The sequence below is a fragment of the Actinomadura sp. NPDC023710 genome (genome assembly GCF_040639875.1).
Lineage (GTDB): Bacteria > Actinomycetota > Actinomycetes > Streptosporangiales > Streptosporangiaceae > Spirillospora > Spirillospora citrea.
Genome location: NZ_JBFAGB010000038.1, coordinates 12,815 through 37,632, shown reverse-complemented (window position 1 = coordinate 37,632; position 24,818 = coordinate 12,815). Strand labels below are relative to the sequence as shown.

23 protein-coding genes are annotated in these 24,818 nt (G+C 72.9%); 16 read left to right on the top strand and 7 right to left on the bottom strand.

Annotated features, from left to right (window positions below; translation table 11 throughout):
- Positions 1 to 78: 78 nt before the first annotated feature.
- From egtA to egtD, 4 genes are read left to right on the top strand one after another with little or no spacing between them, the layout of a single operon-like run.
- Positions 79 to 1,293: an ergothioneine biosynthesis glutamate--cysteine ligase EgtA gene (gene egtA / locus AB0H37_RS34420; protein ID WP_360616918.1), complete on the top strand. Its 1,215-nt coding sequence runs from the start codon at positions 79 to 81 to the stop codon at positions 1,291 to 1,293.
- Positions 1,290 to 2,657 carry an ergothioneine biosynthesis protein EgtB gene (egtB, locus tag AB0H37_RS34415; protein ID WP_360616917.1) on the top strand — a complete coding sequence of 456 codons (1,368 nt, stop codon included), beginning with the start codon at positions 1,290 to 1,292 and terminating at the stop codon, positions 2,655 to 2,657. The genes egtA and egtB overlap by 4 nt, the downstream gene beginning before the upstream one ends.
- Positions 2,658 to 3,392 (top strand): ergothioneine biosynthesis protein EgtC, encoded by a 735-nt coding sequence (gene egtC, locus AB0H37_RS34410; RefSeq protein WP_179833223.1) that lies wholly within the window; start codon positions 2,658 to 2,660, stop codon positions 3,390 to 3,392.
- A 46-nt stretch (positions 3,393 to 3,438) separates the two neighbouring features.
- A complete protein-coding gene (gene egtD / locus AB0H37_RS34405) occupies positions 3,439 to 4,395 on the top strand; it encodes an L-histidine N(alpha)-methyltransferase (protein WP_360616916.1) in 957 nt (318 codons plus the stop codon).
- Between the two features lie 47 nt (positions 4,396 to 4,442).
- Here the strand turns inward: egtD and AB0H37_RS34400 are convergent, their stop codons facing one another.
- Positions 4,443 to 5,225 carry an SGNH/GDSL hydrolase family protein gene (locus AB0H37_RS34400; RefSeq protein ID WP_229810477.1) on the bottom strand — a complete coding sequence of 261 codons (783 nt, stop codon included), beginning with the start codon at positions 5,223 to 5,225 and terminating at the stop codon, positions 4,443 to 4,445.
- A 201-nt stretch (positions 5,226 to 5,426) separates the two neighbouring features.
- On the opposite strand from AB0H37_RS34400, the gene AB0H37_RS34395 reads away from it, so the two are divergent.
- Positions 5,427 to 6,590, top strand: a complete 1,164-nt coding sequence (locus tag AB0H37_RS34395) for an acyltransferase (RefSeq protein WP_360616915.1) — start codon at positions 5,427 to 5,429, stop codon at positions 6,588 to 6,590.
- 154 nt (positions 6,591 to 6,744) lie between these two features.
- On the opposite strand, the gene AB0H37_RS34390 is transcribed toward AB0H37_RS34395, so the two are convergent.
- Complete coding sequence (locus AB0H37_RS34390) at positions 6,745 to 7,269, bottom strand: cysteine dioxygenase family protein (RefSeq protein ID WP_179833226.1); 525 nt, start codon at positions 7,267 to 7,269, stop codon at positions 6,745 to 6,747.
- A gap of 182 nt (positions 7,270 to 7,451) precedes the next feature.
- Between AB0H37_RS34390 and AB0H37_RS34385 the strand changes: the two genes are divergently transcribed.
- On the top strand, positions 7,452 to 8,462 hold the full coding sequence (locus AB0H37_RS34385) for a LacI family DNA-binding transcriptional regulator (protein WP_329094265.1): 1,011 nt from the start codon (positions 7,452 to 7,454) through the stop codon (positions 8,460 to 8,462).
- 3 nt (positions 8,463 to 8,465) lie between these two features.
- Here AB0H37_RS34385 and AB0H37_RS34380 read toward each other — a convergent pair whose 3' ends face one another.
- Positions 8,466 to 9,929: an aromatic amino acid ammonia-lyase gene (locus AB0H37_RS34380; RefSeq protein ID WP_179833228.1), complete on the bottom strand. Its 1,464-nt coding sequence runs from the start codon at positions 9,927 to 9,929 to the stop codon at positions 8,466 to 8,468.
- A gap of 162 nt (positions 9,930 to 10,091) precedes the next feature.
- Here AB0H37_RS34380 and AB0H37_RS34375 point away from each other — a divergent pair, with 162 nt between their 5' ends.
- Genes AB0H37_RS34375 through AB0H37_RS34360 form a run of 4 tightly spaced genes read left to right on the top strand, consistent with a single transcriptional unit; the run spans position 10,092 to position 13,530 of the window.
- Positions 10,092 to 11,258, top strand: a complete 1,167-nt coding sequence (locus AB0H37_RS34375; RefSeq protein WP_329094264.1) for an ATP-binding cassette domain-containing protein — start codon at positions 10,092 to 10,094, stop codon at positions 11,256 to 11,258.
- On the top strand, positions 11,258 to 11,905 hold the full coding sequence (locus tag AB0H37_RS34370) for an ABC transporter permease (protein WP_179833230.1): 648 nt from the start codon (positions 11,258 to 11,260) through the stop codon (positions 11,903 to 11,905). Before AB0H37_RS34375 ends, AB0H37_RS34370 begins: the two co-directional genes overlap by 1 nt.
- Positions 11,902 to 12,588, top strand: a complete 687-nt coding sequence (locus tag AB0H37_RS34365; protein ID WP_149264104.1) for an ABC transporter permease subunit — start codon at positions 11,902 to 11,904, stop codon at positions 12,586 to 12,588. Before AB0H37_RS34370 ends, AB0H37_RS34365 begins: the two co-directional genes overlap by 4 nt.
- A gap of 18 nt (positions 12,589 to 12,606) precedes the next feature.
- Positions 12,607 to 13,530: an ABC transporter substrate-binding protein gene (locus AB0H37_RS34360; protein WP_329094263.1), complete on the top strand. Its 924-nt coding sequence runs from the start codon at positions 12,607 to 12,609 to the stop codon at positions 13,528 to 13,530.
- A gap of 64 nt (positions 13,531 to 13,594) precedes the next feature.
- On the opposite strand, the gene AB0H37_RS34355 is transcribed toward AB0H37_RS34360, so the two are convergent.
- From AB0H37_RS34355 to AB0H37_RS34345, 3 genes are all read right to left on the bottom strand, one after another.
- Positions 13,595 to 14,482 carry an endonuclease/exonuclease/phosphatase family protein gene (locus tag AB0H37_RS34355; protein ID WP_329094262.1) on the bottom strand — a complete coding sequence of 296 codons (888 nt, stop codon included), beginning with the start codon at positions 14,480 to 14,482 and terminating at the stop codon, positions 13,595 to 13,597.
- 279 nt (positions 14,483 to 14,761) lie between these two features.
- Entirely contained in the window at positions 14,762 to 15,946 is a 1,185-nt protein-coding gene (locus AB0H37_RS34350) for a cytochrome P450 (protein ID WP_360616914.1), read from the bottom strand.
- Complete coding sequence (locus AB0H37_RS34345; RefSeq protein ID WP_329094260.1) at positions 15,946 to 16,755, bottom strand: SAM-dependent methyltransferase; 810 nt, start codon at positions 16,753 to 16,755, stop codon at positions 15,946 to 15,948. Before AB0H37_RS34345 ends, AB0H37_RS34350 begins: the two co-directional genes overlap by 1 nt.
- Positions 16,756 to 16,985: 230 nt before the next feature.
- On the opposite strand from AB0H37_RS34345, the gene AB0H37_RS34340 reads away from it, so the two are divergent.
- The 3 genes from AB0H37_RS34340 (at position 16,986) to AB0H37_RS34330 (ending at position 19,575) form a co-directional block, all read left to right on the top strand.
- Positions 16,986 to 17,549 carry a GNAT family N-acetyltransferase gene (locus tag AB0H37_RS34340; protein ID WP_360616913.1) on the top strand — a complete coding sequence of 188 codons (564 nt, stop codon included), beginning with the start codon at positions 16,986 to 16,988 and terminating at the stop codon, positions 17,547 to 17,549.
- Positions 17,550 to 17,771: 222 nt separating this feature from the next.
- Positions 17,772 to 18,407: a hypothetical protein gene (locus AB0H37_RS34335; RefSeq protein ID WP_360616912.1), complete on the top strand. Its 636-nt coding sequence runs from the start codon at positions 17,772 to 17,774 to the stop codon at positions 18,405 to 18,407.
- Between the two features lie 79 nt (positions 18,408 to 18,486).
- On the top strand, positions 18,487 to 19,575 hold the full coding sequence (locus AB0H37_RS34330; protein WP_360616911.1) for an SDR family oxidoreductase: 1,089 nt from the start codon (positions 18,487 to 18,489) through the stop codon (positions 19,573 to 19,575).
- Here the strand turns inward: AB0H37_RS34330 and AB0H37_RS34325 are convergent.
- Complete coding sequence (locus tag AB0H37_RS34325) at positions 19,553 to 20,314, bottom strand: IclR family transcriptional regulator (RefSeq protein WP_179833238.1); 762 nt, start codon at positions 20,312 to 20,314, stop codon at positions 19,553 to 19,555. The two genes, AB0H37_RS34330 and AB0H37_RS34325, sit on opposite strands and share 23 nt — an antisense overlap.
- 92 nt (positions 20,315 to 20,406) lie before the next feature.
- Here AB0H37_RS34325 and hutH point away from each other — a divergent pair, with 92 nt between their 5' ends.
- From hutH to AB0H37_RS34310, 3 genes are read left to right on the top strand one after another with little or no spacing between them, the layout of a single operon-like run.
- Entirely contained in the window at positions 20,407 to 21,951 is a 1,545-nt protein-coding gene (gene hutH, locus AB0H37_RS34320) for a histidine ammonia-lyase (RefSeq protein WP_329094255.1), read from the top strand.
- Between the two features lie 11 nt (positions 21,952 to 21,962).
- Positions 21,963 to 23,618, top strand: coding sequence for a urocanate hydratase (gene hutU / locus AB0H37_RS34315; protein ID WP_360616910.1), 1,656 nt, complete (start codon positions 21,963 to 21,965; stop codon positions 23,616 to 23,618).
- Positions 23,615 to 24,814 carry an allantoate amidohydrolase gene (locus AB0H37_RS34310; RefSeq protein ID WP_329094254.1) on the top strand — a complete coding sequence of 400 codons (1,200 nt, stop codon included), beginning with the start codon at positions 23,615 to 23,617 and terminating at the stop codon, positions 24,812 to 24,814. Before hutU ends, AB0H37_RS34310 begins: the two co-directional genes overlap by 4 nt.
- Positions 24,815 to 24,818: the final 4 nt, after the last annotated feature.

The following is a 24,818-nucleotide window of genomic DNA, read 5'->3' as shown; positions in this document are numbered from 1 at the left end:
CCTGAAAAACCGTTGATTCCTGATCCGGTTCAGGAGGGAAGGTTCGAACCCGTTATCGAATTACCTGAGGAGTCAATGGTGACCCGGCTCACAGTGGACGACGTCTACCAGCACATTCGCGGCGTCTGCTTCAAGACGGGCCCGCCCGGGACGGTCGGCGCGGAGACCGAGTGGCTCGTCGTCGACGCCGGCGACCCGGCCGCCCACGTGCCCGCCGAACGGGTGCGCGCCCTCATGGACGGGGCCGGTCCGCCGGCGGGCGGGAGCAAGGTGACCTACGAGCCGGGCGGGCAGCTCGAACTCAGCTCCGCCCCGTACGGGACGCTGGACGACCTGACCGCCTCGCTCGGCCGGGACATCGCGCACGTGCGGGACGTGCTCGCACCGGACGGGCTCGCCCTCAGCGGGCACGGCGTCGATCCCGTCCGCGTGCCCCGGTTCCAGGCCGACCACCCCCGGTACGCGTGCATGCGGGACTACTTCTGCGCGGGCGGCTTCCACGACGCGGGGATGGCGATGATGTGCTCGACCGCGTCGGTCCAGGTGAACCTGGACATCGGCGCCGACGACGCGGACGCCGCCCGCCGCTGGCGGCTCGTGCACGCGCTCGGGCCGGTGCTGGTCGCGGCGTTCGCCAACTCGCCGCTGCGGGCCGGCCGCCGCACCGGGATGCGCTCGTCCCGGCAGGGCATCTGGACCGAGCTCGACCCGTGCCGCACGCTGCCGGTGCTGCGGGACGGGGCGGACGGCGACCCCGCCGAGGCGTGGACGCGGTACGCGCTCGACGCCCAGGTCATGCTCGTCCACACCCCGGACGACGAGTGGGTGCCCGCCCCCGGGATGTCCTTCCTGGAGTGGCTGGCCAAGGGCGAGCCCGGCGAGGACGACCTCGCCTACCACCTGTCCACGCTGTTCCCGCCGGTCCGGCCGCGCGGCTGGCTGGAGCTGCGCATGATCGACGCGCTGCCCGGCCCGTACTGGCCGGTGCCCGTCGCCGTCGCCACCGCCCTGCTGGACGACCCGGCGGCCTCGCGTGCCGCCGAGGCCGCGGTCGAACCGGTGGCGCACCGGTGGGCGCAGGCGGCCTGCGACGGCCTGTCGGACCCGGCCCTGGCCAGGGCCGCGCGGGCGTGCTTCGCGGCGACGCTGGACGCGCTGCCGCGGCTCGGCGCGTCCGGGCTCGCCCCCCTGGTCGAGGAGTACGCCCACCGGTACGTCCTGCAGGGCCGCAGTCCCGCCGACGACCGCCCCGCCGACGACAGCCCGACACGTCCGATGGAGGATCCGACATGAGCTCGCCAGGCCCGTCCGCCGACGAGGCCGCCCTGAAGGAACTGATCGCCGATGAGCTCGGCGCGGTGCGCGACCGCAGCTTCGGCCTCACCACCGACGTCCTCACCGAGGACGATCTCACCGCGCAGGTGTCGCCGCTGATGTCACCGCTCGTGTGGGACCTCGCGCACGTCGGCAACTACGAGGAGCTGTGGCTGCTGCGCGCGGCCGCCGGGCGGGAGGCGATGCGCCCCGAGATCGACGACCTGTACGACGCGTTCGAGCATCCGCGGGCGGAGCGCCCGACGCTGCCGCTGCTGAAGCCGGGGGAGGCGCGGTCCTACATCGGCACGGTCCGCTCCAAAGTGCTCGACGCGCTGCCGTCGGTGCGCTTCGACACCCCGGACCCGCTGACATCGGGCGGGTTCGTGTACGGGATGGTCGTCCAGCACGAGCACATGCACGACGAGACCATGCTGGCCACCCACCAGCTACGCCGCGGGGCGCCCGCCCTGCTCGACCCCAAGGCGGAACCACTCCAGGTCTCGGGCGAGGCGTCCGGCGCCGAAGAGGCGCTCATCGAGGCGGGCCCGTTCCAGATGGGCACGTCGGACGACCCGTGGGCGTACGACAACGAACGTCCCGTGCACATCGTCGACCTACCCGCGTTCTACATCGACGTGGAACCGGTCACCAACGCGGCCTACATCGCGTTCATCGAGGCCGGTGGCTACGACGACGCCCGCTGGTGGGACCCGGCAGGGTGGGAGTGGCGCAACAGCAGCGGCAAGCGCGCCCCCGCCTTCTGGGAGCGGGAAGGGGGACAGTGGGCGCGGCGCCGCTTCGGACGGTCGGAACCCGTCCCGCCCGGCGAACCCGTCCAGCACGTCTGCTGGTACGAGGCCGACGCTTACGCGCGGTGGGCCGGGAAGCGGCTGCCGACCGAGGCCGAGTGGGAGAAGGCCGCCCGCTGGGACCCCGCCGCGGAACGGTCACGCCGCTACCCGTGGGGCGACGTCTACGAAGAGGGGCGCGCCAACCTCGGACAGCGCGCGCTCCGTCCGTCCGAGACCGGCTCCTACGCGGCCGGTGCGTCGGCGTACGGGGTGAGGCGACTCCTGGGGGACGTCTGGGAGTGGACGTCGTCGGACTTCCACGGATACCCCGGCTTCCGCTCGTTCCCCTACAGGGAGTACTCGGAGGTCTTCTTCGGGCCCGACTACAAGGTGCTGAGGGGCGGATCCTGGGCGACGCACCCGCTCGCCATACGCGGCTCGTTCCGCAACTGGGACTACCCCGTCCGCCGGCAGATCTTCTCCGGGTTCCGCTGTGCCCGGTCGACGGCGGAACCGGCGACGGCGCCGGCGAAGGGGGAGGCGCGCTAGATGTGCCGCCATCTCGGCTACCTGGGCCCCGAGCGGACGCTGCATTCCCTCGTCTACGAGGGGGAGCACTCGCTTGAGACCCAGTCGTACGCGCCGCGCATGACACAGGGCGCCCTCCTCAACGCCGACGGGTACGGCGTCGGCTGGTACCAGGACGGTGAGGCGGTCCGCTTCCGCCGCGCCCAGCCCATCTGGACCGACCAGTCGTTCCGGGAGGTCGCCGGGGCCGTCCGGGCGTCGTGCGCGGTGGCGGCGCTGCGGTCGGCGACCGTCGGGTTCCCCGTGGACGAGTCGTGCGCGCAGCCGTTCCGCGCCGGGCCGTGGCTGTTCAGCCACAACGGGAGGATCGAGGGCTACGGCGGCGTCGAGTCCAAGCTGCGGGAGCTGGCCGGGGAGATCGCCGAGATCCCCGACGCCCGCGCCCCGGTCGACTCCGCCCCGCTGTTCGCCCTCGCCGTCCGCAACTGGCGGGAGGGCGCGCCGCTCGGGGAGGGCCTCGCCGCCGTCGTCACCGCCATCACCGCGCTGGCCCCCGGCCGCTACAACCTGCTCGCCTCGGACGGGGCGTCCCTGGCCGCCACGACCTGGGGCGACTCCCTGTTCGTCCGCGAGGGCGGGGACGCGATCCAGATCGCGTCCGAGCCGCTGGACGGCGACCCCGCGTGGCGCCGCGTCCCCGACCGCTCGCTCGTCACCGCCGGGCTCGCCGCCGGCGTCCGCATCTCCCGACTCTGAAGATCTCCCAGTCTCCGCATCCGCACCACCTCCGAAGGAGAACCACGTGGACCGGTTCCTGACCGACGACGACCTCGCCAAGACGCTCCGCCAGGACGTCAGGGAGGGGCTCGCCGGCACGCCCAAGACCCTGCCGTCCAAATGGTTCTACGACGAGCGCGGCAGCGCGCTCTTCGAGGAGATCACCCGGCTGGAGGAGTACTACCCGACGCGGCGGGAGCGGGAGATCCTCGCCGCCCGGGCGTCCGGCATCGCCGCCGCCACCGGCGCCCGGACGCTGCTGGAGCTCGGCGCCGGCTCGGGGGAGAAGACCCGGCTGCTGCTGGACGCGCTGTCCGGCACGCTGCGCACCTACGTGCCGGTGGACGTCAGCGGCGACTTCCTGGAGCAGGCTGCGGCCGGGATCGCCGCCGACCATCCCGGCCTGACCGTCCGGGCCGTCGCCGCCGACTACGAGCAGCACCTGCCCCTGCTGCCCGGCGGCGAGCGGCGCCTCATCGCCTTCCTCGGCGGGACGATCGGCAACATGCCGCCCGCCGAGCGCATCGGGTTCCTCGGCGGCCTGCGCGCCACCATGGACGAGGGCGACTTCCTCCTGCTCGGCGCCGACCTCGTCAAGGACCCCGGGCGGCTCGTGCGCGCCTACGACGACGCGGCGGGCGTCACCGCCGAGTTCAACCGCAACGTCCTGTCGGTCATCAACCGGGAACTGGACGCCGACTTCGACATCGGCGCGTTCGAGCACGTCGCGGTCTGGAACGAGGCCGAGGAGCAGATCGAGATGCGGCTGCGGTCGCTGCGCGCCCAGAACGTCCGCGTCGGCGGCCTCGACCTCGACGTGTCGTTCGCGGAGGGGGAGGAGATGCGCACCGAGATCTCCGCCAAGTTCCGGCGGGAGCGGATGGAGGCGGAGCTCGGCGCCGCCGGGATGGAGCTCGCCGAGTTCTGGACGGACGAGGCGGGCGACTTCTCCCTCACCCTCGCCCGCCCGGCGTCCCGCTGACGCTCACCCCGTGCGGGCCGGGCGACCGGCCCGCACCGGGTGGAGGCTCAGCTCTTGCGGACGGGGTGCGCGAGGCCCAGCCGCTTCAGGTCCGCCGCCAGGCGGGTCGCCACGTACAGGTGGCCCGCCGGCGTCGGGTGGGTGCGGTCCCGCTTGATGAGGCGCGGTGCGTTGCCCTGGCCGGTCACCAGGTCGCCGGTGATCCAGCCCTCGCCCATCGGGTCGACGAACGGGACGCCGAGCTGCCCGGCGAGGTTCTTCAGGGCGTCCCGGACGGCGAGCGCGCCGGGCAGCGGCGTCCCCGTCCCCCAGAGCGGGCCCACCACCACCAGGCGGGTACCGGGCCAGCGCTGCCGGGCGCGCTCCAGCAGCACGTGCGCCGCCGCCGCGACCTGCGGCGGGGGGATCCGCCAGTCGTTGTGGCCGCCGGACACGACCAGCATGTCGGGCGCCGGGCGCCAGCCGAGCTGGCTCTCGAACTGGCCGAGGAAAGCGTGCGGGGCGCGGCCCCTCTGGACGTACCCCGTACCGGACCGGCCGCCGACGACGACCTGCCAGCCGAGCAGCCGCGCGGTCGCGGAGGCGTAGGTCGACTCCGGCTCGACGCCGCGGTCGCCGACCGTGTAGCTGTCGCCGAGGAACATCACCACGGGCGGGGCCTTGCGCGCCCCGTCGTCCTTCGGGCCGTCCGCCGCGGCTTGCTTGCGCACCGAACCCGCGAGCAGGGAACACCCCGCGAGCAGGGAACTTCCGGCGAGCGACAGGACCGCCGCCAGGCTCAGGCACAGCATCCGGGTCGCCGCGCCGCGTCGGGCGCGGCGAGATGTCATGGAATACCACCAATGAAATCGGGGGACGCATCCGCATCTTACTGACCTCGCGCCGCTCCCGCGCGCACTCCGCGACCATGCCGTCACCGTCCTGCGGTCATGTCGTCACCGGCCGCCGCGGCGGCGAATCGCGTCCTTCCCTACATCCGCCGTTCACCCGGCGGATCGGACCGGGCCACCTGCCGACGGGAGGGTTCCGCGGTGACTCGACGGGAACGGCTGCGCGAACTCGACCTGCTGCGCTTCGGGGCCGCGCTGGCGGTGGTGCTGTACCACTTCACGGGATTCGGCGGCGCCGGGGCGTGGCCCGTCCCCTCGCAGGAGGTCTTCCCCGAGATCGCCCCGGTCACCCGGTTCGGGTACCTCGGCGTCGACCTGTTCTTCGTCATCAGCGGCTTCGTGATCCTCATGAGCGCGTGGGGGCGCGGCCCGGGGGAGTTCGGCATCTCCCGGCTCGTCCGGCTGATGCCCGCGTACTGGGTGAGCGTGCTGCTGGGCGCCGCCGTCTACGCGCTGTTCGGGACGGGGCACGGCGTCCCCGGCCTGATCGTCCCGAACCTGACGATGCTGCAGGGCGGGCTCGGCCTGCGGAACGTGGACGCCGTCTACTGGACGCTCTGGGTCGAACTGCACTTCTACGTGCTCGCCGCCGTCCTCGCGGGGATCGGGATCACCTACCGCTCCTGCCTGATCTTCATGGCGGCCTGGATGCTCGGCGGGGTCTTCGCCGACGAGGCCGACAGCAAGGTGCTCCAGGTCATGCTGGTCCCGACCTGGAGTTGCTACTTCATCGCGGGCATGGCGCTGTACATGATCCACCGGTTCGGCCCGACGCTGCTGCTCTGGGGGTACGTCGCCGCGTCCTACCTGGTGGCGCTGCGCTGGGGGGCCTGGCGCGCGGAGCACGTGTTCAGGGGCGCGAACGAGACCGTGGTCAGCGCCGTCATCACGGGCATCTTCGCGGTGATGATCCTCGTCGCGACCGGGCGGCTGAGCCGGCTGCGGCGGCGGGGCCTGACCGTCCTCGGGGCGCTCACCTACCCCCTCTACCTCGTCCACTCCCAGCTCGCGCTTCCTCTGCTGGACGCGGTGTATCCGGGGCTCGACCGCTGGACGGCGCTGGCGGTGGTCATCGGGGCCTCGCTGCTGGCCGCCTACGCCGTGCACCGCCTCGTGGAGCGCCCCGGCGCGGCATGGATGAGGGCCCGGCTCACGGCATCGTTGAAGCCCATGCGACCGCCTGAGGAGGCGTCCACCCCGATCGCCACGGCCGTCGCCCGTGGCGATCGGGGGCGACGCGGCGGTGCCGACCTGAACGGCGGTGAGCCCCGCGATCGCCCCCCGCTGGACGCGGCCCACACCTGACGGCGCTCAGCCACCGCTGTTTCGGACGGCTCTGTGACACATTCGAGGCTGTCCGCGCTGAGTGGGTAGGTGCGTCCGGCCGTTGCGAGCGGGCACGACCGGACGCGCCGCCTCTGGCGGGTCCGCCTCCCCCGGGCGGGCCCGCCGGGGCACCTCAGGCCGGCTCGTCCGGTGACTGGAGTTCCTCGGTGTAGCTGACCGGCGTCCGGCGCATCACGCCGGACTCGTCGACGGAGTACTGGCCGAGCCGCCACAGCGGCGGCGAGTAGGCGTGGATCGAGACGCTGGCGTCCTCCACCCCCGTGAGCCGGTGGATGTGCTCGGGGCCGAAGCAGAAGGACGCGCCCTCCCGCATGACGGTCCGCAGGGGTTCGCCGCCCATGCGCGGGTTGTTCTCCTCGATGGCGCCGGCGACGACGCGGACGGCTCCCGAGGAGATGTCGTGGTCGTGCCAGCCGGTGTCGTTGTCCGGCGTCCAGCACAGCAGCCAGACGTCGACGTGCTCGTCCCTGTGCAGGGAGACGTAGTGGCGGCGCCCCTCGGGGAAGGCGACCTGCGGCCGCCACAGGCCGGGCCGCTCGGCCAGATCGTCGACCAGTTCCCGCAGTTCCCGCTTGTCGAGGGCGCGGCCGGGCAGGCGCTCCAGGCCGCTGGGACGGGGCAGGACCTCGGAAGACACGGGGTTCGCTCCTTTCCAAAACTGTCGGTGGGTGCGGTCCGATACGCCCGCTACCCGGCGCGAACCGCCAGGTGGAAGCTTCTGAACCGCATCAGTTAACCGTTTCAGTGAACCGCTTCAGTGACGATTTCGTCAAGGGCTGCTGCCGTGCTCTGTCGGTGGCGGCCTCTACGCTTGGAGGGGTGTCGGAAAAGCGCAAGCGCGCGACCATCCGGGAAGTGGCGCAGGCGACGGGGCTGTCGCCGGCGGCCGTCTCCTACGCGCTGCGCGGCATTCAGACCTCCGAGGAGACGCAGGAGCGCGTCCGCGCCGCGGCGCGCGAGCTCGGCTACGAGGCCCACCCGATCGCGCGTGCGCTGGCGAGCGGGCGCACCGACCAGGTCGGCCTGCTGTGCGGCTCGCTGGAGGACTACTGGCAGCAGTCCCTCGCGGTCGGCATCGGGCGGGCGCTGCTCGCCCGCGGCCGCTACGCCCTGATCGTGGACGCCGGCGGCGACCCCGAGCGCGAGCTGGCCCTCGCCCGGCGGCTGCGCGACCAGCGGGTGGACGGCCTGATCGTCCAGCCGCTCGACCCGTCCGCCGCGCTGTGGTCGGAGCTGGCGGCCGCGGTCCCCGTCGTGTCCATCGGCGACGCCCTGCACGGCGGCCAGGCGCAGGGCGAGGTCGTCTTCGACAACCGGCGGGGCGTGACGCTCGCGCTGGAGCACCTGCGGGCGCTCGGGCACGAGCGCGTCACCGTGTTCACGCCCACCCTCGACAGCACCCCGGACCGTCCGGCCGACGTGTACGTCAACGCCGAGGCCGAGCGGCTCGGCCTGTGCGTGGACGTCGTGGTCGTGCCGCAGTCCCTCGCCGAGTCCACCGAGGTCGCGCTGCGGGTGCTCGGCGGCCCGAGGCGCCCCTCGGCCGTCTTCTGCTTCGCCGACTCCATCGCCTACGGCGTCTACGCCGCCACCCGCGAGCTGGGCCTGGGCGTCCCCGGCGACGTGGCCGTCTGCGGCTACGACAACCATCCGATGTCGGCGCTGCTGTCCCCGCCGCTCACCAGCGTCGAGTGGGACATCGACGGCATCGTCCACTCCGCCGTCCGGCTGGTGGTGGACGTCATCGACGGCAAGCCGCGCAAGCGCCGCGTCGTCCGCGAGCCGTCACTGCGCGTCCGCGCCTCGACCGGCGAGACCGCGGCGGGCTGAGGGTCAGGGGTGGAGCCGGGCCAGGTGCGGCAGGAGGTCCGCGGCGGCGGCGATGTCGGCGTCCAGCGGCCGGTCCTCGATCCGCGGGTCGAGGACGGCGCCCGCCATGTCCGACGCCGAGCGCAGCGGGCCGCCGGAGGGCGCCCGCCCCTGCATCCGCAGCGCGCGGACGGCGGCCACCAGCTCGCAGCCGAGCCCGAGCCGGTAGGCGGCGACCGCGTCGGTGGTCGCGCGCGCCGACTGCGTCGAGAAGCCGGCGTGCTCCTCGACGCCGCGCGACAGCACCGCGCTGCCGAGCGCCGCGGGGGTGGCGAGGCGCCGGACGTCGGCCAGGCACGAGTGGGCCACGTACTCCAGGATCATGATCCCGGACGAGGCCTCCGTCTCGCCCTGGAACGGGTAGAGGCCGGTGAACGACGGCTCGGCGAGCGTGCCGAGGCGGGCGGCGGCCAGCGCCATCGTCTGGAACAGGGCGGCGCGGGCCGCGTCCAGAGCGAGCCCGACATAGGCGGTGTGGAAGTTGCCGTTGTGCCAGACCGTCCGCCCGGGGACGTCCACCAGCGGGTTCTCGGAGGCGGCGTTGATCTCCCGCGTGACGACCTCCTCGGCGTAGCCGGCCGCCTCCAGCGCGGGGCCGTGCACCTGCGGGAACGCCCGGTAGCCGTACGGGTCCTGGATGCGCATCGGCGCCGGCCGGTCGAAGGCGAGCAGCGCGCGCATCGCCGTCGCGGCCTGCCGCTGGCCCGGATGCGGGCACGCGTCCTGCACCGGCTGCGCGAACGGCTCCTCCGAGCCCCGGACGGCGAAGTGCGACAGCGCCGCCACGACCGTCGAGGCGCGCAGCGCCTCCCGCAGGTCGGCGACCGCGAGCGCCGCCTCGCCGAGCGTGGCGGCGTTGGAGCTGATGAACGCCAGCGCGTCGGCGGAGCGGAGCCGGTAGCCGGGGCCGCGCTCCTGCCCGCCGTCCGGGCCCGGCAGCCACGGCCGCTCGCCGAGCAGGCACAGCGCGGTGGACGCCAACGCCGTCAGGTCGCCGGTGCCGATCGCCCCGTAGACCGGCACTGGGGGGAGCAGGCCCAGGTTGAGCACGTCCGCCAGGGCCTGCAGCACGCCGGGCTCCACGCCCGAGCCGCCCGCGGCGATCTGGTTCAGCCGGACGGCCAGCATCGCCCGGACGATCTCCGGGGCGACCAGCGGCCCGGCCCCGGCAGCGTGGCTGCGCAGCAGCCGCAGCCCGTGGGCGTCGGCGTCCTCCCACTCGACGTCCACGACGCGGTTGGCGCCCACCCCCGTCGTCCGCCCGTACACCGGCTGCGCCTCGGTGACCTCGCGGACGACCCGCCAGGCGTCGCGCGCCCGCCGCACGCCGGCCGCGGCTATGGCGACCGTCACATCCTCACGGGCCGCGCGCGCCACCTGAGCGCATGTGAGCAAAGTCCCGTCGATAACGATTCGGCTGTTCTCCACGCCGACACGCTACTTTCCCTGCATTACCGGTAGATATGCTTTCGTGCTCGACGTTCCGGACATGCCGGGACACTGAGATGACGGTACCCATTGGTTACGGTTGGTTCGTAGTCGGAATTCGATCATCGGCGTCATGCGGGACGCCGGCGAGGACGTGATTCGTTGATCACCTTTGAGGGCGTCACCAAGCGCTATACCGGGGGGACCGTCGCGCTCGACGACGTGAGCCTCGAATGCCCCACGGGCCGCATCACCGTGTTCGTCGGTACATCCGGCGGTGGCAAGACCACCGCGCTGCGGACCATCAACCGGATGGTCGAACCGACGTCAGGCCGTGTGCTGATCGACGGGAAGGACGTCCGCGAGCGCAAGCCCGCCGAGCTGCGGCGCGGCATCGGCTACGTGATCCAGCACGCCGGGCTCTTCCCGCACCGCACCATCCTCGACAACATCGCCACCGTCCCGTACCTGCTCTCCTGGAACAAGAAGAAGGCGCGGGCACGGGCGCTGGAGCTGATGGAGCGGGTCGGGCTCGACCCCGCGATGGGCAAGCGGTACCCGTTCCAGCTGTCGGGCGGGCAGCAGCAGCGCGTCGGCGTCGCGCGGGCCCTCGCCGCCGACCCGCCGATCATGCTGATGGACGAGCCGTTCAGCGCGGTCGACCCCGTCGTCCGCGCCGAGCTGCAGGACGAGTTCCTCCGCCTCCAGGAGGAGCTGCACAAGACGATCGTGTTCGTCACCCACGACATCGACGAGGCCATCAAGCTCGGCGACCGGATCGCGGTGTTCCAGACCGGCGGCAAGCTCGTCCAGATCGACAGCCCCGAGAACCTCCTGGCCCACCCGGCCGACGACTTCGTCGCCGGGTTCATCGGCCAGAACCGCGGCATCCGGACGCTCTCCTTCGCCGAGACGAGCGCCCTGCGGCTGAGCGACGACGCGGTCCGCGCGGCGAGCGCCGACGCGGCGCAGGCAGCCGGGGCGGATTGGGTTCTCGTCGTCGACGACGACCGGCGCCCCCTCGGCTGGGCCCGCCCGGCGCAGGCGACCGGGCCGCTCGGCAAGGCGAAGCTCAGCCCGGTCGGCCCCACCTTCCAGGTCGGGGGCGACTCCGTGCGGACCGCGCTGGACGCGGCCGTCCTGTCCCCCTCCGGCCTGGCGGTCGGCGTCGACGAGGCCGGCGCGGTCGTCGGGACCGCGAGCGGGACCGACCTGCTCGCCGTCCCCACCCACGGCCGCGACGCCGCCGTGTCGGACCGTTCCGAGCAGCCCGGCGAGCCGGAGCGGCCCGCCGATCCCGAGGAGACCGACGCCGGAGGCGCCGGCTGATGGACATCGACTGGGGCTGGATCGGCGAGCACACCGACACGCTGACCGAGCACGCCCTCATCCACCTGCGGCTCGCGCTGCTGCCGGTGCTGTTCGGCCTGATCATCTCGCTGCCGGTCGGCATGCTGTGCCGCCGCTGGGGCTGGCTCTACCCGCCGGCGCTGACGGTCTCGAACATCTTCTACGCGATCCCCTCGCTCGCGCTGTTCATGGTCTTCATCCAGTACACCGGCCTGACCGCCGCCACGGTCATGATCCCGCTGACCCTGTACAGCCTGTCGGTGCTCGTCCCGAACGTGGTGGACGGGCTGGCGTCGGTGTCCGATCCCGTCCGGCAGGCGGCCACCGCGATGGGCTTCGGCCCGCTGCGGCGCCTGCTCCAGGTGGAGCTGCCGATCGCCGTGCCCATCGTCATCGCCGGGACGCGCGTCGCCGCCGTCTCCTCCATCAGCCTCGTCGCGGTCGGCCAGCTGATCGGCCAGGGCGGCCTCGGCTACGACATCATCCGCGGCTACCAGCTGCAGTTCCAGACGCAGATCGTGGCCGCCACCGTCCTGATCGTCCTGCTGGCCCTGGTCACCGACGCGATCCTGGTCACCGTCCAACGCCTGCTCACCCCGTGGGCCCGAGCCCGGATGACCTCATGAACGAGCTGTGGAACCAGATCGACCTGTTCTGGACGTGGCTGACCACGTCCTCGCAGTGGCACGGCGGCGACGGCATCCCGCACCGCCTGCTCCAGCACGTCTACTACAGCGGCGTGGCGCTGGTGTGCGCCGCGGTCATCGGACTCGCGCTCGGCCTGCTCGTCGGGCACACCGGCCGGGGCGGATTCCTCGCGATCAGCCTGGCGAACGTCGCCCGCGCCGTCCCCACCTTCGGCCTGGTGCTGATCGTGGTCGTGATCGAGTACAGCATCACGCCGGTGCTGGTCGCGCTCGTCGCCCTCGCCGTCCCGCCGATCCTGGTCAACACCTTCGAGGGCATCCGCGGCGTCGACGCCGACGCCAAGGACGCGGCCAGCGGCATGGGCATGACCGGCTGGGGCGTACTGTGGCGGGTCGAACTGCCGATGGCGCTGCCCCTCATCCTGCTGGGGCTGCGCACCTCCGCGATCCAGGTCGTCGCCACCGCGACCATCGCCGCCTACCCCGGCTTCGGCGGCCTCGGCCGCTACATCATCGACGGCCTGGCCCGCAACGACTACCAGCTCGTCGTCGGGGGCACCGTCCTGGTGGTGCTGCTCGCGCTGATCGTCCAGGCTGCCTTCGCGGCACTGCGCCGCCTCCTCGTCTCACCGGGCCTGCTCGGCTCCGCCCGATCCTCCTGACACCGAAGGAAGAGCACCATGAACAAACTCATCAGGGGCGCGGTCGTCGGCCTCGTGGCCGCCCTGTCGCTGTCCGCCTGCGGCAGCGGCGACTCCGGAGACGACGGCAACCCGCTCTCCGGAGGCGGCGGGAACGGCACCGTCACCGTCGGCGGCGCGAACTTCCCCGAGAGCAACCTGCTCGGCGAGCTGTACGCGCAGGCGCTGGAGGCCAAGGGCGTCAAGGTCACCCGCAAGTTCAACATCGGGGCCCGCGAGATCTACTACGACCAGGTCGTCAAGGGCGGCATCAGCGTGATGCCCGAGTACAACGGCGCCCTGCTCACCACCTCGGTCGACAAGACCAGCACGGCCGCCACCACCGAGGAGATCAACGCCGCGCTCAAGGCCAAGCTGCCCGCCGGCGTGGAGATCCTCGACTCCGCGAAGGCCGAGGACAAGGACTCCGTCACCGTCAACCCGCAGACGGCCGCCAAGTACAGCCTGAAGTCCATCGCCGACCTCAAGCCGGTCGCCAAGGACCTCGTCATCGCCGGGCCCTCGGAGTTCAAGACCCGCCAGCAGGGCCTCGTCGGCCTCAAGAAGGTCTACGGCCTGGACTTCAAGAAGTTCCAGCCGTTCGACGCCGGCGCCCAGGCGACCCTGGTGAAGCTGCTCACCGAGAACAAGATCCAGGCCGCCGACCTGTTCACCACCGACCCGACGATCCAGCAGAACAAGCTCGTCGTCCTGGAGGACCCGGAGAACGTCTTCTCCGCCCAGAACGTCACGCCGCTGGTGAACAAGTCCGCGGTGGACGAGAAGGCCAGGGCGGCGCTGAACGGCGTCTCCGCCAAGCTCACCACCCAGGACCTCCTGGACATGATGAAGCGCGTCGCCATCGACAAGGACGACCAGGAGAAGGTCGCCGAGGAGTGGCTGAAGAAGTCCGGCCTCGCCTGACCCCTCGCACACCGCCGACGGCCGGGCCCCGCGCGGGGCCCGGCCGTTCGCCGTCCCGGCGGGGTCAGTCCCGGAAGGCGAGGCGGGCGACCACGGGGTCATGGTCGGACGGGTAGACCCCGCCGGCCCGGTACGGGTCGATCCCGGCCCAGGTCGTCCTGATCCGGCCCCGCACGAGGATCCAGTCGATCCGCCTGCCGCCCGGTTCCGGGGGCCGCCAGTGGTTCTCGGTGCGGTACTGCGGCCCGTGCCGGTCGGCCGCCGTCCAGGTGTCGCGCAGGGCGTCGGGTCCGGTGAGGATCGCGTACGCCGGGGACGCTCCGGCCGTGTCGTTGAAGTCGCCGGTGAGAACGACCGGCGCCCCCGCCTGGAACCCGCGGACGCGGTCGAGGATCAGCCGGGCGCTCTTCACCCGCGAGCCCGCCGACATGTTGTCCAGATGCGTGTTGGCCTGGTAGAACACCGTCCCGGTGCGGCGGTCGCGGAACTTGGCCCACGTCACCATCCGGACGTACCGGTTGCCCCAGGTGGCCGAGCCGATCGCGGAGGGCGTGTCGGACAGCCAGAAGTGGTCGAAGTCCAGCACCTCGAACCGCTCCTCGCGGTAGAAGATCGCGAGGAACTGGTCGCGGGTGCCGCCCTGGCTGCCGAGCCCGATCCAGCGGTACGCCGGCAGCGTCCGGGCGAGGTCCCGCACCTGGTGCCACCGGGCCTCCTGCACCCCGAGCAGGTCCGGGTCATGCTCGCGCAGCAGGCGCCTGACCAGCGGCAGCCGGGTCCTCCAGTCGCGCGGCGGCGGGTCGTTCACACCGCGCAGGTTGTAGGTCATGACCCGTACGGACCCGTCGCCGGCCGCCCTGGGCTCGACCAGCACGAACCCGGAGATGAGCAGGATCGCCGCGGCCGCGACCACCGGCCAGAACCACCGCCGGCGCAGCAGGCGCCCGGCCATCCCCGTCCTCACCCGCCCGGCGCCGGTGCGCGCCGGGGCCGGCCGCCTTCTGCCGTCGCCATGTCACCACCCCGCCCGTCCTGCCGCCCTCCGAGCATAGATCGCGACCTGCGATCTGGACATGCTGCTTGAGCACCGCGGACGGACCCCCGCCCTTCCCGGGTCGGCGTACGTGGCCCCCGGCAGTCCTGTGCGGCCCCGTCGTCCGGGGGGAACTCAGCCGGACTTCTACGCCGTCCATCGGCATGACCGCCTGCTCGACGGCTGACGGAGCGGCGTTCAGACCCGGACGGGAAGGGAGACCAGGCCGCGGACGATCGAGCCGTTGCGGTGGTGGCGCAGTTCGGCGGCCGGCACGGCCAGGGCGAGATCGGGGAAGCGGTCCAGCAGGCCGCCGATGGCGATCCGGCCCTCCAGCCGGGCCAGCGGGGCGCCGAGGCAGAAGTGCGGGCCGTGGCCGAAGGCGACGTGCCCCTGGGGGGCGCGGGTCACCTCCAGCCGGTCGGGGGACTCGAACACCGCGGGATCCCGGTCGGCGGCGCCGAGCGAGACGTGCACCCAGGCGCCCTTGGGGATCGCCGTTCCGGCGATCTCCATGTCCTCCAGGGCGATGCGCTGGCTCGCGCGTTCCACCGGGCCGTCGAACCGCAGCAGCTCCTCGACCGCGGACGGCAGCAGATCGGGCCGCGCCCGGAGCAGTTCGAGCTGACCGGGCGCCCGGAGCAGGGCGAGCACCCCGTTGCCGATGAGGTTGACGGTGGTCTCGTGCCCGGCGATGAGCAGCAGCGCGACGGTGCCGACCATCTGCGCCTCGGTGAGGGCGGCGTCCCCGTCGCGGGCCGTGATCAGGGCGCTGACCAGGTCGTCCTCGGGGCGGGCCCGCCGCTCGGCGATGACGTCGAGCAGGTAGCCGTTGAACGCCCGGGCCGCCTCGCGGCGGCGCTCGCGGGCCTCGGCGGTCAGCGCCGGCACGGTCAGCACGGCCGTCCACTCGCGGAACCGGGCCCGGTCGCGCGCCGGTACGCCGAGCAGCTCGCAGATGACCTGGATCGGCAGCGGGACGGCGAAATCCTCGATCAGGTCGGCCTCACCGCGGGCCGCGATGCCGTCCAGCAGCCCGTCGGCGATCTCCTGGACGCGGGGGCGCAGCCGCTCCACCCGCCGGGTGGTGAACGCCTTGGCCACCAGCCCGCGCATCCGGGTGTGGTCGGGCGGGTCCATCCCGAGCATCGTGCCGCCGAAGAACAGCTCGGCGTTCACGGGCACGGCGCTGTAGGCGGTGTCCTTGGACAGGCGCGGATCGCTCAGGGCCGCACGGCCGTGCTCGTGGTCGACCACGAGGAAGGCGGCGGCGCCCGGAGGGAAGTCGATCGGATGGACGGGCCCCGCCGCCCGCAGCTCGGCGTACACGGCGTACGGGTCCTCGCTGAACGCCCGGCCGAACAGCAGATTCGTCGGCAGCATCAGATCACCCTTCCAACGCCGGCGAGGAAGCCCGGCCGGGACATGTCGGGCGGGGACGGCTCGGCGTCCGCACGCCAGTCGGCCACCTGGACCAGGCCGGGTCCGACCAGTTCGGTGCCATCGAAGAACGCCATGACCTCGTCGATCCCGCGCGGAATGATGTCGCCGGCGCCCGTCCTGCCGTAGGCGCCCCGGACCTGCTCCTCGACCTGCGTGGTGACCTCGCCGCGGTGGCCGTGCGTGATGGCCAGGCAGCTGCCGGGGGCCAGCGGCGCGCGGAGCCTCGCCACGATCTCCGCCGGGCGCGCCTCGTCCGGGATGAAGTGCAGGATGGCGAGTAACAGAAGGCCCACCGGCCGGTCGAAATCGATCCGGGCCTTCACCTCGGGGTCGTCCAGGATGCTCTCCGGTTCGCGTAAGTCGGCCTGGATGACCGTCGTCAGCGGGTTGTCGGCCAGCAGCGCCCGCGCGTGCGTGAGCACGATCGGGTCCTTGTCGACGTAGATGACGGTGGAGCCGGGGGCCGCGCGCTGGGCCACCTGGTGCACGTTCTCCTGCGTCGGAAGCCCGGAGCCGATGTCGAGGAACTGCCGGATGCCGCGGTCGGCCATCATCGTCACGGCCCGCGACAGCAGCCTGCGGTTGGCGCGGGTGAACTCCAGCACGTTCGGCATCGCGGCGACCACCTGGTCGGCGGCCTCGCGATCCGCCGCGAAGTTGTCCTTGCCGCCGAGGTAGTAGTCGTACATCCGGGCGACACTGGGCGTCTCGGAATCGACCCCCCACTCCGGATGGTGCTCATCGTTCACGGACGGACCTCCCTGTCCGGGTATCCGGTCGCATGATTCTAGAGGCGAACTCGGACGATTTCGATCATTCGCGATCTCTGGTCCATAAGGACCGTTCCAAGGGCGTCAAGGACGGAACGCCCATTGAGCATCAACCTTCACATGTCGAGGTCTAGACTGACCTGTACGGCCATGGCACGAGATGATCACGCCGTGGCCCTCTCCGTCGGCGTATCGGAGGGCCCGGCTCCGTGCAGGCATTTCTCACCACCGACCGGCTGCTGCTGCGGCGTTTCACCGAGTACGACCTGGACGACCTGGTCCGGCTCGACGGCGATCCGAAGGTCATGCGGTTCCTCACCGGCGGCAGGCCGACCCCTCGCGCCCACCTGAGGGACCAGACCCTTGCCAAGATCCTCGACTGGTACGAGCAGGGCCCGCTCAGCCGCTGGGCCGCGGTCGAGCGCGCCACCGGCGACTTCGTCGGCTGGCTCGCCCTCGAACCCGGCGGCGGCCACGACGCCGAGCAGGCCGAACTCGGCTACTGCCTGCGCGCGGCCAGTTGGGGACGGGGGTACGCCACCGAAGCGTCGCGCGCCCTGATCGCCAAAGCGTTCACCGACCTCGGCGTCCACCGCGTCTTCGCCCAGACCATGGCCGTCAACGCCGCCTCACGCCGCGTCATGGAGAAGTCCGGCCTGACCTACCTGCGCACCTTCCACCGGCACTGGGACGACCCCATCCCCGGCACCGAGCACGGCGAGGTCGAATACGAACTCCTCCGCCCCGAATGGACCCGACGCCAGAAGACCTGACCCTTGAGTTTCCGCAGGAGAAGCGGCGTGGTGGGGCCGACGGAGCGCATCCCGTTCACCGCCGGTGATCCTCATGTGTGAGGTCTCCCCCGAGGAGGCCGGGCCAGGGCCCGGGGGCCGGGGAGTTGGGGTCCTAGGGCCCTGATCTTGAGATCGGCTTTCTCCATTTAATGGCTCGTGCGAGCCCAGGGGATGGGTCGAGTCATAGAGGGGAAGTCTCGAATGAAGAAGGCAGGATTGACGCTGGCGGGTGTGGCGGTTCTGGGCACGGCGGCCGTGGTGGGGACCACGGTGGTGTCCGGCGGCGACGCCACGCCGACCACCAGCGTCGCGGCGAAGAAGGAACTCGGCGCGCAGTCGGGGAAGGCCGGGCAGTCGGCGAAGAAGAACGGCCAGAAGTGCACCGACAAGCGGGTCGCGCGCGGGAAGCGGCACTTCGCCGGGACCTGGACCCGCTGGGAGAACCGGGACCCGTGGACCGTGTCGGGCTGGGGCCCCGGCACCCTCAACGCCGCCACCTCGTACACGGTGGGGCACACGGTCACCATCTCGGTCGGCGCCACGGTCGAGAGCATCAACACCGTGCTCGGGTACCAGGGCAACAAGCAGTGGCAGCGGAGCCTCGGGTACACGCCGACGCTGAAGGAGAAGAAGCACTACCGGCTCGACATCGGCCGGGCGTACAAGATCTACCAGTTCGACGTGTACGAGCCGACCGGCAGGTGGATGGCCGACCTGTCCGGAAGCGGGCGCAGCCAGTGCGTCGGCCTGCATGACGTGTACGTGGGCAAGGGCAAGGCCCTCTGGTTCTGGAAGCTTGACCACCGCCTCCGCGTCACCCCCAAGAAGAAGCGCTGACCCTCGCCCCGCGAGCCCGCCGACCACACCCGGCGGGCTCGCGCTGGACAAAATAGGTAGACCGGTCTAGTTTTTCTCCATGGCGTTCAACGAGGGTGAGACCGGCGATGCCCTGGTCGTCGGGGCGACGGGGTTCATCGGGCGATGGTTGGCGGCGGAGCTGCTGGGACAGGGGCGGGCGGTCGTCGCGGCCGTTCGGGGCGGCGCCGCGCGCGGCGGTGAGCTGCGGGGATGGCTGCGGGAGCACGGCGTCGACGATCGGGGGCTCGTGGTCGTCGGCGCCGACATCTCCCGGCCGGATCTCGGGCTGGTGGACGATGATCATGGGCGGTCGGAGGCGGTTCGGGACGTCTTCAACGCCGCTGCCCTGTTCAGGTTCGGGTTGGGGCGTGAGGAGGCGCGGCAAGCGAATGTCGACGGTGCCGTGAACGTCGTGCGGTGGGCCGCCGCGCTTCCTCGGCTGCGGCGTCTCGTCCATGTGTCCGGTTATCGCGTGGCCTCTGACGGGAGGCTCGCCCATCCGGTCCCCGCGAAGGAACTCGATGCGCTGTACCGGCGGCTGGGTGCTTACGAGGCGTCCAAACTCGAAGGGGACGCGGCGGTGCGGGCGGTCGCGGAGGAGGAGGGCGTCGCCCTCACCGCGGTGCATCCGGCGACCGTGATCGGGCACTCGGTCACCGGGGAGGCCGGGCAGTACATCGGGCTCGCCGGGATGGTGCGGGATCTGTGGGCCGGGCGCCTGCCCGCGCTGGCCGGGTCCCGGCGCACGTTCGTGCCCGTGGTCGCCGTCGACCACCTGGCCCGCTTCATGGCAGCCGTGCCCGAGCACGACGAGGGGCCCTACCGCGCTCACCGGGTCCTGGACGACGCCACGCCGCACCTGCCGGAACTGGTCGGGCTCCTTGCGCGGCACCTTGAGGTGCGTCCGCCCCGGGTGACGCTGCCGGTCGGGCTGGTGCGGCGGCTGCCGCGCGCGGTCACCGGGGTCGAGCCCGAGACGCTGTCCTTCCTGTCCGAGGAGCGGTACGACACGTCTTCCGCCGACGCGCTGGCCGAGAAGGCGGGTCTGAGCCATCCGCCCGTGGAGGACGCGCTTTGGCGCTGGGCCGACCGGCTGGTCGCGGACCGCTTCGGGGACGCGGCGATCAGGCCGGGGGACGGCCGGTGAGGCGGGTCGTGAGAGCGGCGGCCGTGGCGCGCACCTGGGCCGCCAGGGCGGGCCAGGCCGGTTCCGGGTGGTCCTCGCGGCGGAACGTCACCGTGATCGCGGCGGTGGGGTGGCCGGTGTGGTCGAAGGCGCAGGCGGCGATGCTCGCCAGGCCCTCGGTGATGTGGCCGTCCTCGGCCGCCCACCCCCGGCGGGCGTCCTCGGCGAGGGTGCGGCGCAGGTCGCGCAGGGTGGAGGGGCCCCGGCCGGTGCGGTCCACGAAACGGCCGGGGAACAGGGCCCTGACCTGTGCGGGCGGCAGGTAGGCCAGGATCGAGCGGCCGCTCGCGGTGAGCTGGGCGGGCATCCGGACGCCGACGTCGGTGACCAGGGTGGCGTGCCGGGGAGGCTGCTCCTTCAGCAGGTAGAGGGTCTCGGCGCCGTGCAGGACGCCGAGTTGCGCGATCTCGCCGACGCGGTCGACCAGCCGGCGCAGGAGGGGGCGGGCGAGGCGTTCCAGGGGCTCGTGGCGCAGGTAGGCGGAGCCGATCTCGAAGGCGGCGACGCCGAGGCCCCAGCGGCGCTCCTCGGGGATGTAGGTGACGAAGCCGTCCTCGGCCATCGCGGTCAGCAGGTGGTACGCGCTGGAGCGCGGAAGGCCGAGGGAGCGGGCGATCGCCGAGGCGGGCAGGGGGCCGGGCGCGCCCGCCAGGAGGCGCAGTACCGCGAGGGCGCGGCGGGCGGCGGGGACCTGGCTCATGCTCCGAGTGTCTCGTATACGAGACAGAGAGCGCGGTCCGGGGCTGGGGTCGCGGCCCCGGAGGCGCTCCAATGGTGGGTATGGGTTTTGGTATGGGGGACGCAGGGGTCGAGGTCGGGCCGGAACCGCTGACCTTCGAGCAGGTCGCGGCGGTGGCCAGGGACGGCGCCACGGTCGCGCTGTCGGACGGGGCGCTGAAGCTGATCGGTGAGGCGCGGGCCCACATCGAGGAGCTGTCGGCGCGCCCGACGCCGGTCTACGGCGTCTCGACGGGGTTCGGAGCGCTCGCCACCCGGCACATCGCGCCCGAGCTCCGGGCGCAGCTCCAGCTGAACATCGTCCGGTCGCACGCGGCGGGGTCGGGGGCCGAGGTCGAGCGGGAGGTGGTCCGGGCGCTGATGCTGCTCCGGCTGCGGACGCTCGCCACGGGACGGACCGGCGTCCAGCCCGTCACCGCCAGGACCCTGGCCGAACTGCTCAACGCCGGCATCACCCCGCAGGTCTTCGAGTACGGGAGCCTCGGCTGCTCCGGCGACCTCGCGCCGCTCGCCCATGTGGCCCTCGCGCTGATCGGCGAGGGGTCGGTCCGGGACGCCGCCGGTGAGCTGAGGCCGGCGGCCGACGCCCTGCGGGACGCCGGCATCACGCCGGTCACGCTCGGCGCCAAGGAGGGGCTCGCCCTCCTGAACGGCACGGACGGGATGCTCGGCATGCTCGTCCTGGCCATCGGCGACCTGCGGAGGTTGTTCACCGCCGCCGACGTGGCCGCCGCCATGAGCGTCGAGGCGCTGCTCGGCACCGACCGCGTCTTCGCCGCCGACCTGCAGAACCTGCGGCCCCACCCCGGCCAGGCCGCGTCCGCCGCGAACCTGCGGGCGCTGCTGGCCGAGTCGCAGATCATGGAGTCGCACCGCGGACCCGACTGCACCCGCGTGCAGGACGCCTACTCGCTGCGCTGCGCCCCGCAGGTGAACGGCGCCGCCCGCGACACGCTCGCGCACGCCGAGCTGGTCGCGGGACGGGAACTGGCGTCCGCCGTCGACAACCCCGTCGTCCTGCCGGACGGGCGGGTCGAGTCCAACGGCAACTTCCACGGCGCCCCGGTCGCCTACGTGCTGGACTTCCTCGCCGTTCCGGCGGCCGACGTCGCCTCGATGTCCGAGCGCCGCACCGACCGGATGCTCGACCGGGGACGCTCGGGCGGGCTGCCCGCCTTCCTCGCCGACGACCCGGGCGTCGACTCCGGCCACATGATCGCCCAGTACACGCAGGCCGCGATCGTGTCGGAGCTGAAGCGCCTCGCCGTGCCCGCGAGCGCCGACTCGATCCCGAGCTCGGCCATGCAGGAGGACCACGTCTCGATGGGGTGGAGCGCGGCCCGCAAACTGCGCCGCGCGGTGGACGGCCTCACCCAGGTGGTCGCCGTCGAGATCCTCACCGCCGCGCGGGCGCTGGAGCTGCGCACCCCGCTGCGTCCCGGCCCGGCCACCGCCGCCGTGGTCGCCAGGCTCCGCGAGGCCGTCCCGCCGCCCGGCCCGGACCGCTACCTCGCCCCCGAGATCGCCGCCGCGACCGCGCTGGTCCGGGACGGCTCACTGGTCGCCGCCGCCGAGGCCGTCACCGGCCCGCTCTCCTGAAGGAGTCCCACATGTCCGGTCCCCGTCCCGTCCGCGCCCCGCGCGGCACCTCGCTGACCGCCGCCAAGGGGTGGCCGCAGGAGGCCGCCCTGCGCATGATCCAGAACAACCTCGACCCCGAGGTCGCCGAGCACCCGGACGAGCTGGTCGTCTACGGCGGGTCGGGGAAGGCGGCGCGGAACTGGGACGCCTTCGACGGCATCATCCGGTCGCTGTCCGACCTGGAGGGGGACGAGACGCTGCTCGTCCAGTCCGGCAAGCCGGTCGGGATCTTCCGGACGCACGAGTGGGCGCCGCGCGTGCTCATCGCGAACTCCAACCTCGTGCCGCAGTGGGGGACGTGGGAGGAGTTCCGCCGCCTGGAGTCGCTCGGCCTGACGATGTTCGGGCAGATGACCGCCGGGTCGTGGATCTACATCGGGACGCAGGGGATCCTGCAGGGCACCTACGAGACGTTCGCCGCCGTCGCCGAGAAGCGGTTCGGCGGCACCCTCGCCGGGACGGTCACCCTCACCGCCGGGCTCGGCGGGATGGGCGGCGCGCAGCCCCTCGCGGTCACGATGAACGGCGGCGTCGCGATCTGCGTCGAGTGCGACCCGTCCCGGATCGAGCGGCGGGTCGAGCACCGGTACTGCGACGTGCGGGCCGGTTCGCTGGACGAGGCGCTGCGGCTCGCCGAGGAGGCCAGGGCCCAGCGCCGGCCGCTGTCGATCGCGGTGCTGGGCAACGCCGCCGACATCGTCCCCGAACTGCTGCGGCGCGGCGCCCCGATCGACATCGTCACCGACCAGACCAGCGCGCACGACCCGCTCGCCTACCTGCCGCAGGGTGTCGCGTTCGAGGACATGGCCGCCGAGCGCGACAAGGACCGCGACGGGTTCATCGCCAAGGCCCGCGCCTCGATGGCCGTCCACGTGGAGGCCATGGTCGGCTTCCAGGACGCGGGCGCCGAGGTGTTCGACTACGGCAACTCCATCCGGGGCGAGGCGCAGCTCGCCGGGTACACGCGCGCGTTCGAGTTCCCCGGGTTCGTGCCCGCCTACATCCGGCCGCTGTTCTGCGAGGGCAAGGGGCCGTTCCGGTGGGCGGCGCTGTCGGGCGACCCGAGGGACATCGCCCGCACCGACCAGGCGATCCTCGACCTGTTCCCCGACAACGAGCCGCTGACCCGGTGGATCCGGATGGCGAAGGAGAAGGTCCACTTCCAGGGCCTGCCGTCGCGGATCTGCTGGCTCGGCTACGGCGAGCGGGACAAGGCGGGCGAGGTGTTCAACGACCTGGTCGCGCGCGGCGAGATCAGCGCGCCGATCGTGCTCGGCCGCGACCACCTCGACTGCGGCTCGGTCGCCAGTCCGTACCGGGAGACCGAGGGCATGAAGGACGGATCGGACGCGATCGCCGACTGGCCGCTGCTGAACGCCATGCTCAACACCTCCTCCGGCGCGACGTGGGTGTCCCTCCACCACGGCGGCGGGGTCGGCATCGGCCGCTCCATCCACGCCGGGCAGGTCTGCGTCGCCGACGGCACGGCCCTCGCCGGGGAGAAGCTCCGGCGCGTCCTGACCAACGACCCCGGCACCGGCGTCATGCGGCACGTCGACGCCGGCTACGAGCGGGCCGCCGAGGTCGCCGACGAGCGCGGGGTGCGCATCCCCATGCGGTCATGAGCTTCGAGGAGATGTGGGCGGAGCTGCTGCCGGTCGGGCGGGACGCCGCGACCGGCGGCTACCACCGGTTCGCGTGGACGCCGCCGGAGCTGGAGTGCCGCGCCTGGTTCGCCGACGAGGCGCGCCGCCGCGACCTCGAAACCGAGCACGACCCCAACGGGAACATGGTCGCCTGGTGGTACCCGGAGGACGGGTCCCGCACGGGCGCCGTCCTGACCGGCAGCCACCTCGACTCCGTGCCCGGCGGGGGAGCGTTCGACGGGCCGCTCGGCATCGTGTCGGCGTTCGCGGCGGTCGACCGGCTCCGCGAGCGCGGCGTCCGGCCCGCGCGGCCGATCGGGATCGGGGCGTTCGCCGAGGAGGAGGGCGCCCGGTTCGGGGTGGCGTGCCTCGGCTCCCGGCTGCTGGCCGGGGCGATCGACCCGGCCCGGGCGCGCGGCCTCACCGACGCGGACGGGCACACGTTCGCCGAGGTCGTGCACAACGCCGGGCTCGACCCGCACGCGATCGGCCCGGACGAGGACCTGCTCGGCCGGATCGCCTGCTTCGTCGAGCTCCACGTCGAGCAGGGCCGGGCGCTGGAGGAACCGGTCGGCGTGGCCGCCGCGATCGTGCCGCACGGCCGGTGGCGGTTCGACTTCGCGGGCGAGGGCAACCACGCCGGGACGACGGGGCTGCCCGACCGGCGCGACCCGATGCTGCCGTTCGCGCAGATGGTCATCGCCGCGCGGGAGGCCGCCGAGCGCAACGGGACCGTCGCGACGGTCGGGAAGGTCAGGGTCGAGCCGAACGGCGTCAACGCGATCCCGTCGGCGGTCACCGCCTGGCTGGACGCCCGGGGCCCCGCCGACGACGCCGTCCGCCGGACCGTGCTGGAGATCGACGAGGCCGCGCGGGTCGCGGCGCGCCCGCACCGGGTGAGCGTCGACCTCGCGGAGGAGTCCTACACCGAGATCGTCGACTTCGACCTGGCGCTGCGCGACCGTGTCCGCGCGGCGCTCGGGGGCGTCCCCGTCCTGCCGACCGGCGCGGGCCACGACGCGGGCGTCCTGTCGGCGCGGCTGCCGACCGCGATGCTGTTCGTGCGGAACCCGACCGGGGTGTCGCACGCGCCCGAGGAGTTCGCCGAGCCGGCCGACCGCCTGGCCGGAGTCGAGGCCCTCGCCGCGGTACTGGACGACCTGGCGCGCGGGTAGGGAG

Excerpts from the sequence above, each read along its gene's own strand:
- AB0H37_RS34400 (WP_229810477.1), bottom strand. The coding sequence starts at position 5,225 with ATGACATCTCGCCGCGCCCGACGCGGCGCGGCGACCCGGATGCTGTGC.
- AB0H37_RS34355 (WP_329094262.1), bottom strand. The coding sequence starts at position 14,482 with ATGGCCGGGCGCCTGCTGCGCCGGCGGTGGTTCTGGCCGGTGGTCGCG.
- AB0H37_RS34310 (WP_329094254.1), top strand. The coding sequence starts at position 23,615 with ATGAGCTTCGAGGAGATGTGGGCGGAGCTGCTGCCGGTCGGGCGGGAC.
- AB0H37_RS34330 (WP_360616911.1), top strand. The coding sequence starts at position 18,487 with ATGGCGTTCAACGAGGGTGAGACCGGCGATGCCCTGGTCGTCGGGGCG.
- hutU (WP_360616910.1), top strand. The coding sequence starts at position 21,963 with ATGTCCGGTCCCCGTCCCGTCCGCGCCCCGCGCGGCACCTCGCTGACC.
- AB0H37_RS34370 (WP_179833230.1), top strand. The coding sequence starts at position 11,258 with ATGGACATCGACTGGGGCTGGATCGGCGAGCACACCGACACGCTGACC.
- hutH (WP_329094255.1), top strand. The coding sequence starts at position 20,407 with ATGGGGGACGCAGGGGTCGAGGTCGGGCCGGAACCGCTGACCTTCGAG.
- AB0H37_RS34335 (WP_360616912.1), top strand. The coding sequence starts at position 17,772 with ATGAAGAAGGCAGGATTGACGCTGGCGGGTGTGGCGGTTCTGGGCACG.
- AB0H37_RS34350 (WP_360616914.1), bottom strand. The coding sequence starts at position 15,946 with ATGCTGCCGACGAATCTGCTGTTCGGCCGGGCGTTCAGCGAGGACCCG.
- egtB (WP_360616917.1), top strand. The coding sequence starts at position 1,290 with ATGAGCTCGCCAGGCCCGTCCGCCGACGAGGCCGCCCTGAAGGAACTG.
- egtC (WP_179833223.1), top strand. The coding sequence starts at position 2,658 with ATGTGCCGCCATCTCGGCTACCTGGGCCCCGAGCGGACGCTGCATTCC.
- AB0H37_RS34325 (WP_179833238.1), bottom strand. The coding sequence starts at position 20,314 with ATGAGCCAGGTCCCCGCCGCCCGCCGCGCCCTCGCGGTACTGCGCCTC.
- AB0H37_RS34360 (WP_329094263.1), top strand. The coding sequence starts at position 12,607 with ATGAACAAACTCATCAGGGGCGCGGTCGTCGGCCTCGTGGCCGCCCTG.
- AB0H37_RS34365 (WP_149264104.1), top strand. The coding sequence starts at position 11,902 with ATGAACGAGCTGTGGAACCAGATCGACCTGTTCTGGACGTGGCTGACC.